This is a genomic window from Vibrio minamisatsumaniensis, from assembly GCF_050337445.1.
Taxonomy (GTDB): Bacteria; Pseudomonadota; Gammaproteobacteria; order Enterobacterales; family Vibrionaceae; genus Vibrio; species Vibrio artabrorum.
This window is the reverse complement of sequence record NZ_JAKJSY010000125.1, coordinates 1-6,741: the sequence shown is the minus strand read 5'-3', so window position 1 is coordinate 6,741 and position 6,741 is coordinate 1. Positions and strand designations below refer to the sequence as shown.

The following is a 6,741-nucleotide window of genomic DNA, read 5'->3' as shown; positions in this document are numbered from 1 at the left end:
ATCTAAAACAAAGCATGAGTAGGAAGGGGAATTGTTGGGATAACGCCTGTGTTGAAAGCTTTTTCCACTCAATGAAAGTAGAAGCCGTCCAATACGAGCCGATAATGACCCGAGAAGAGATGCGCCAAGCGCTTTTTGAATACATTGAAGTTGATTATAATCGAACAAGAAGGCACAGTGCTCTTGGGTATCTAAGCCCAGTTAACTTTGAAAAACAATATGTAGCTTAATGCGGTGTCCAGTCTAACTGGAGCAGATCAGTAAGTTGATCCGGTCTGTTTGCTGATGATATACAGTAATCAATGATGAATTCATAAAGTAGATTCGCAAGAGCTTTGACCATTGGCTGGCCGTTACCGTCGAACTTTAAGTAATGAAGTCTTACGTTAGTTTTGTACCCATCAATCTTATATTCATGATCTAAACAACCAATACAAGAATCATACGAACTTTTGTCGACTGATAAGTAACGATTAATGTTTATGGTCATTTGGTATCCTCAAGGAATATTTAGGGGCTTTATCACTCATTTCTTTCATACCAATCTACAAAATCCTTTGATATGCACTCGGTCAAGCTAGAGTGATATTGAAGCTTGTCCGGAGCAGAGATCCACTTAGAGGGAATTGAATTAATCGTAAAACCACGAGATTCGATAAAGCTGACACATTTTACTTTAAAGGTAGGATCCCTAAAGTCATATGATCCACTGCTGAGTAAATGTCTTGCCCCGTCCGCAAAACATTCAAATTGACTTTTTAATTGTCCACTTATGGCTGTTATGTAGCTCCAGTCAGCAAGAGACCCATCATGATGTACAACGTGAAAACAGCGAGTTTTAAATTGACCAGTGTTTTTAATGATGAACTCTTTAACGCTGTGTTCGTCTTTAGTTTTCCAATGAAATTCAGGATGCCGTTTATATAAAGCAAGAACGTCTGAAAATTCTTCGTCATGAGGCGTTATTGCCGCTTGGTGGCGGTTAGCGTTTAGGATCGCTTTGAAATGACTTTTCGCTTCTGACTGTGTTTTGAAACAGGTACCATTAGCAAGTTGCACTGGCTTAGCCATATATTCTCCATAAGTGCAATCAATAGCAGTAACCATTATTGCATTGTGGAATACTATACTACAATGCATATCTCTACTGATTAGTAGAGCTACTTATCAAAAATAACGAATTAGGGGAAACAATAGGGTGGTATATTGTTTTTGATTAATAAATGTTATGGCTACGAGTTGTATTTACACGACTAATGGTGTGGCTGAATACTCGCTGCTTTTTACTATAAACAACCCATTTGCGTATATGCGCTCTTAAATTAACGAGGTCTAGACAGTTATCCTCATAGCTTTCCTTGACCTGTCTACAACTTCATACTTTATAGTGACTATATTGATTGAGAGGGGAGTTTTCTGTGTTCCCTCCAAAGTAAGTAGAGAGACACTATGAAACGTTTAATTCTAAACATCACACTCTTGGTATTCATGGCGCTTGGTAGCATGAATGCCATGGCTCATGATTCAACAGTTAAGTACGGTATTGCGATATCTCACGATGGTGAGCAAATCGCGTATGGCAAAAGTGGCAGTGGGGAGACAGCACTGATCTTCATTCACGGTTGGAGCTTAGACAGTAGGCTGTGGCAGAACCAAGTGAGTGAGTTTGCAAAGCAGTACCAAGTGATCACCATGGACTTAGCCGGGCATGGTAACTCATCGTTTAATCGCCAAGAGTACACCATGGTTGCGTTTGCTGAAGACATCAAAGCCGTCATCGAGAAAGAACAACTCGAATCCGTCATCTTAGTCGGGCATTCCATGGCGGGAGGTGTTATTGCAGAAGCTGCTAAACTGATGCCGAAAAGAGTGAAGGGCATTATTGGTGTCGATACATCGCAAAACGTCGCACTAGCCGTTTCACCAAGCGATCTAGATGCAATGACCAAACCATTTGAAGCCGACTTCCAAGTGGGCATTACTATGTTCGTGAAAGACTCGCTACCAAAAGACGTAGACGCAGATTTACTTTATTGGGTAACGCAAGACATGGCATCAGCACCGCCAGCCATCGCGATAAACCAGTTCCGCCATTATCTAGGCCAATACGTGACAGGCGAAGCACACCGCGTGTATGAGAACGTGAACGTACCGGTAATATTGGTCAACGCTCGCCTATGGCCAACGGATTCAGAAGCGAACAAGCAACACATCAAGGATTACAGCATTTACTACATTGAAGACTCTGGCCATTTCCCAATGCTTGAGCAACCACAGCAGTTCAACGCAACCTTGATGAAAGCGGTGAAGTCAGTGAAGTAGGGCGCTTTAGTTGTTAAAGGATAGTGGTAACCGTTGATAGAAGAACTAAGGCCTCGCGATTGCGGGGCTTTTTTGTAGTTGGAGGTTTTGCTAGCGACATTCATTCCCAATTTGCGAGTAATGTTCGCACCTGTCACTCGTTTATGGTCCTTAAACGAGCACCTCATAGTTATATAAATTATTTATCAATCATTATTTAGATATGCAATCGTAATCACACTTATTTGTAGGGGCTGACCTAATCTAATAGATGCTTACTATTGATAATAATAACTTTAATTATGTAATTTAGGACGTCCTGCTATGGCTAAGAAAATAATATTCATTCATGGTCGCGCTCAAAAGCCCGATAAAGATTCCCTTCAAGCACTCTGGTACGAGGCTATAGAACATGGCTTGCAGCGAGATTGTGGAGACTCAAGTTCGTTACAAGCTTTTAAAGATGTCGATAAACGGTTTGTCTATTACGGCGAACTATCTAACACATTGTTAGAGAAACCAACGGAAGATCCTGCAAGTCGACAACAAGCGTTGTCTGAACTCAAGAAGTACAAGACAAGCCAGTTCAATAAAACAACGTATAACAAGGTATCCAAGATTGGTTTTCTAAAAGAGGCGTTAGCCGATACTTTTTCATCGCTATTTGGAAAGCTGGGTGTGGCCGAGACACTCATAACGAAGGTCGCACCGGATATGGCGCATTATTGGAATGAAGATACCTATTTTGGCAGCGATGTCAGACATAGGCTAATGGTTGAACTTAAGGAAGCGCTTGATAATCAAGATGATGTGTTGATCGTATCGCACAGCCTCGGCACGATGATCAGTTATGACGTGCTATGGAAGCTGTCTCATTACGGAGAGTATAGACACGACTATGGTGCGAACAAGAAGGTCAATTTATTGCTTACTCTTGGGTCACCGTTAGGCGATGAAAACGTAAAAGACAGGCTAAAGGGGAGCCGCTTGAAAAATGAGAAGAAGTACCCGTTAAACATTCAGCAATGGATAAACATATCGGCAGAAGATGATTTTATCTCTCATGACAGCAAAATTAAAAATGACTTTAAAGATATGCTCAAACTGGATCTGATACCCGGCGGAATGAAAGACATCCACCCAGTCTACAACCTCAATATCCGTAACGGGAAAAGCAATCCGCACGCTTCCATCGGTTATCTCATTAATCCTAAATTCATCAAAGTAATGGATGAATGGCTCTCTAGTTGATTTGGTTTGCCACCGCCAATTACTTCGGTGATCGTTCGTTGAAACTTAGATAAAACAAGGCCTCGCGTGTGCGAGGCCTTTTTGTATTCTGTAGATCGAGCGAAACAAAGTCGCAGATACATGGGAAAATAGATAACCAATCCCCTCCTAACCGCCCCTTGGTTGACACCTCCAATCTCTTATTGGTAACGGGAAAGGGGGGAACTGCATACCGCTCTTTGCCAATGCAGCTGTATGTTCATTGATAAATAACAATCTCCAATGAATGTCTCAAATAAGTAAAACCTCTCTGAATGCTTACCAATCTCAAGAAATAACATTCTAAAAACGATCATGTAACAATTTGTTAGCGAGTTGTATGGTCTCTGTGTTCTTTGTCTCAGTTGCATATCGTTAGTGAGCTCAGAACATAACATTATTTTTGAGGATTTGAATATGAACGGAAAACTCATAACGGCTTTATTTATGCGCGATCATATTCAAGATTTTCTTTTAGAATCGGCGGCTTAAATGACTCTTTGGCTTAGGTTTTTAACATCGCGAAGCTCATTCGCGATGTTGGTTATTATCGCGATCGCGTCAGTGATAGCGAATACTGGATGGCGAGTTGTGATGAATAACTTTGCTGTCGATACTGTTGGTATGACCGGTGCTGATGTGGGTGCATTGCAGAGTGTTAGGGAAATCCCAGGCTTACTCTCATTTACTGTTTTGTTTCTGTTGTTCATCGCTTCAGAACAGAGAGTCGCGATACTTTCGGTTGCAACATTAGGGCTAGGTGTTGCAGTAACGGGGTATCTGCCTTCGATTTATGGCTTCTATTTTAGTACGACAATCATGTCTATCGGTTTCCATTATCTAGAAGCGGTAAACAAATCACTCTCGACTCAATTGTTAGCAACTGAGAGTTTTAGTGAATCAATGGGAAAGATTCGCTCTGCTGCGTCACTTTTCTCCATGGTGACGTTTCTAGGTATTATGGTCGCGAGCTATCTGTTTGACGTTTCAGATAAGGTCATCTTCTTTACTTGTGGCCTAATATGTTTCTCACTGGCAGTTTATTTAATCACGTTTCGAGATACTCCCACAGAGGTCAAGCAACACACCAAACTCGTTATACGGCGTGAGTACACAACCTATTACATTCTGACCTTTTTGAGTGGGGCAAGAAGACAAATCTTTGTGGCATTTGCTGGCTTACTGATGGTGACCAAGTTTCACTATACTATTGCAATGATGGCCGCACTGTTTATGGTCTCCAGCTTAGCTGCGACGCTTGCTCTACCTTATGTTGGAAGATTTATCGATCGAGTCGGAGAAAGGCTTGCTTTGATCATTGAGTATGCCGCGTTAGTGTTGGTGTTCCTATCTTACGCATTTGTGGACGATCATTATGCGGCAGCGGGGCTGTATGTTATCGACAGTATCATTTTTAGTTTTGCGTTAGCTTTAAACACTTACTTTAAAAAAACAATTCGGGAAGATGAAGTGGCTTCAACGGCGAGTCTGTCGTTCACCATTAATCATATTGCAGCGGTGTTCTTGCCATTTTTGTTAGGAATAATTTGGATGTCCGGTTATCAATGGGTGTTTGTTACAGGATCTGTGATTGCTTTGATTAGCCTGTTTGTGTCGTTGACTATGGGCACGCAGCTTCATCAGTGGATTAATGGATTCGATAGGCTACAGAAACAATAGTGACACTCATTTATCTCACTGATCATTTCCCATTGTTAGCACAACTCAGCAATTCAACATTACTCTGGTGAAAGCTTTGAAGCAGGTGAAGTCGGGCGCTGTAGTTATTAAAAGATAGTTATAGCCATTAGAAGATAAAACCAAGGCCTAGCGAATACGGGGCCTTCTTGTGTTCCGAGCAAAACTCAATTTCTCCCACGTTCTACACTTGATAGTGATAGAATCCTCGCATCAGAACTATCGAGAATCTAGGTATTTATAAACAATGTTTATCCATCATGTGAACGGCATCGACTGGCTGGTGATTACAGCTTTTGAAGAACTGAAACCGATGTTTATCGAAGATGCTGGTCCTATCCCGTCTTACTTTTCTATTAGCAGTGAATTAAGCCTGATTGATCAAGCTAAGCGCAGCTGTGGGTTTTTGCCTACACTCCGCGGCGTGATCACTGATACTGGCACCTACCAAAGTAAGGATCTTGAAGAAGATTTGAACCCACAACTGGCGTGTATCGTAGAAGGGCGTGGGCGTGTTTTCATCTATCACGGCGGCTACGTGGCTTTTGTCGATGACGAGCAAACCTTCATTACCCGAATGGATTGAGCTTTGATCAGTTCATTGAAATTACGGAATTGACATCGCGGTGGTTAGCTCTCTATTTAACACGAAATTGGACAAAAGCTACTTAGGGTAATCACGTAAACTAGGGAAATGCGTATAACTTTAAATATGGAAAAGTCGTTTATTGAGTGTCCAATTTCTCAGGTGTAGATCAGAGCTAATAGAAAAAAGTGTGATAAATATTGATGCTAATACTTTATTCATTTTGAAACCCCTTCTAAGAACACATTACAATCAATATCATAAATATCAGGCTCGTTTCCTTGTAAAGCTTTATACAGCTGAGTTGATGCTTCGTTACTTGCAATTGCACGTTCGATTGTGTCGTAATATAAGTCGATAGGGTTTACAAAGTCAGGGTTGGTTTGCTTGTAAATATCAATACAGTATTGAATTGTAATACCATCAATTGCCATTAACTGAGCATCTTCTACCGTAATTTCAATGTTATTTTCACTAAATTCGAGAAGTTTTCCGAACTCTTTACCAGCCTGAGTAGCTAGTGCAACTTCTTGTGTATTTGTATAAGTCTCTTCGACGGTAACTGCATAGTCGTCACGTAAGCCATCGCCATCACTATCTTTACCAATTACATTTCCGTCGTCAGGAGTAGGGTCTGTGATCTGCTCCAGTTAGACTGGACACCGCATTAAGCGACATATTGTTTTTCAAAGTTAACTGGGCTTAGATACCCAAGAGCACTGTGCCTTCTTGTTCGATTATAATCAACTTCAATGTATTCAAAAAGCGCTTGGCGCATCTCTTCTCGGGTCATTATCGGCTCGTATTGGACGGCTTCTACTTTCATTGAGTGGAAAAAGCTTTCAACACAGGCGTTATCCCAACAATTCCCCTTCCTACTCATGCTT

The 6,741-nt window shown here is 41.3% G+C and carries 9 protein-coding genes; 5 read left to right on the top strand and 4 right to left on the bottom strand.

All coding sequences use genetic code 11. The features are described from left to right. The coding region (locus L4B77_RS19035) for an IS3 family transposase (protein WP_429752372.1) at positions 1-230 on the top strand (230 nt) is incomplete at its 5' end. Here the strand turns inward: L4B77_RS19035 and L4B77_RS19030 are convergent. Next, positions 227-490: a Hachiman antiphage defense system protein HamA gene (locus L4B77_RS19030; RefSeq protein ID WP_429752370.1), complete on the bottom strand. Its 264-nt coding sequence runs from the start codon at positions 488-490 to the stop codon at positions 227-229. The two genes, L4B77_RS19035 and L4B77_RS19030, sit on opposite strands and share 4 nt — an antisense overlap. 32 nt (positions 491-522) lie before the next feature. Further along, a complete protein-coding gene (locus tag L4B77_RS19025) occupies positions 523-1,071 on the bottom strand; it encodes a DUF3223 domain-containing protein (RefSeq protein ID WP_429752368.1) in 549 nt (182 codons plus the stop codon). Between the two features lie 378 nt (positions 1,072-1,449). On the opposite strand from L4B77_RS19025, the gene L4B77_RS19020 reads away from it, so the two are divergent. From L4B77_RS19020 to L4B77_RS19005, 4 genes are all read left to right on the top strand, one after another. Continuing rightward, positions 1,450-2,322 carry an alpha/beta fold hydrolase gene (locus tag L4B77_RS19020; protein WP_429752366.1) on the top strand — a complete coding sequence of 291 codons (873 nt, stop codon included), beginning with the start codon at positions 1,450-1,452 and terminating at the stop codon, positions 2,320-2,322. 303 nt (positions 2,323-2,625) lie between these two features. Further along, on the top strand, positions 2,626-3,552 hold the full coding sequence (locus tag L4B77_RS19015) for a hypothetical protein (protein WP_429752364.1): 927 nt from the start codon (positions 2,626-2,628) through the stop codon (positions 3,550-3,552). A gap of 510 nt (positions 3,553-4,062) precedes the next feature. Beyond that, a complete protein-coding gene (locus L4B77_RS19010) occupies positions 4,063-5,250 on the top strand; it encodes an MFS transporter (protein WP_429752362.1) in 1,188 nt (395 codons plus the stop codon). Positions 5,251-5,515: 265 nt separating this feature from the next. Then, entirely contained in the window at positions 5,516-5,854 is a 339-nt protein-coding gene (locus L4B77_RS19005; protein WP_429752360.1) for a cytosolic protein, read from the top strand. A 218-nt stretch (positions 5,855-6,072) separates the two neighbouring features. On the opposite strand, the gene L4B77_RS19000 is transcribed toward L4B77_RS19005, so the two are convergent. Both L4B77_RS19000 and L4B77_RS18995 read right to left on the bottom strand, forming a co-directional pair. Further along, positions 6,073-6,288, bottom strand: a complete 216-nt coding sequence (locus L4B77_RS19000) for a hypothetical protein (RefSeq protein WP_429752358.1) — start codon at positions 6,286-6,288, stop codon at positions 6,073-6,075. A 233-nt stretch (positions 6,289-6,521) separates the two neighbouring features. Beyond that, positions 6,522-6,741: IS3 family transposase (locus L4B77_RS18995; RefSeq protein ID WP_429752356.1), on the bottom strand; the 220-nt coding region annotated here is incomplete at its 5' end.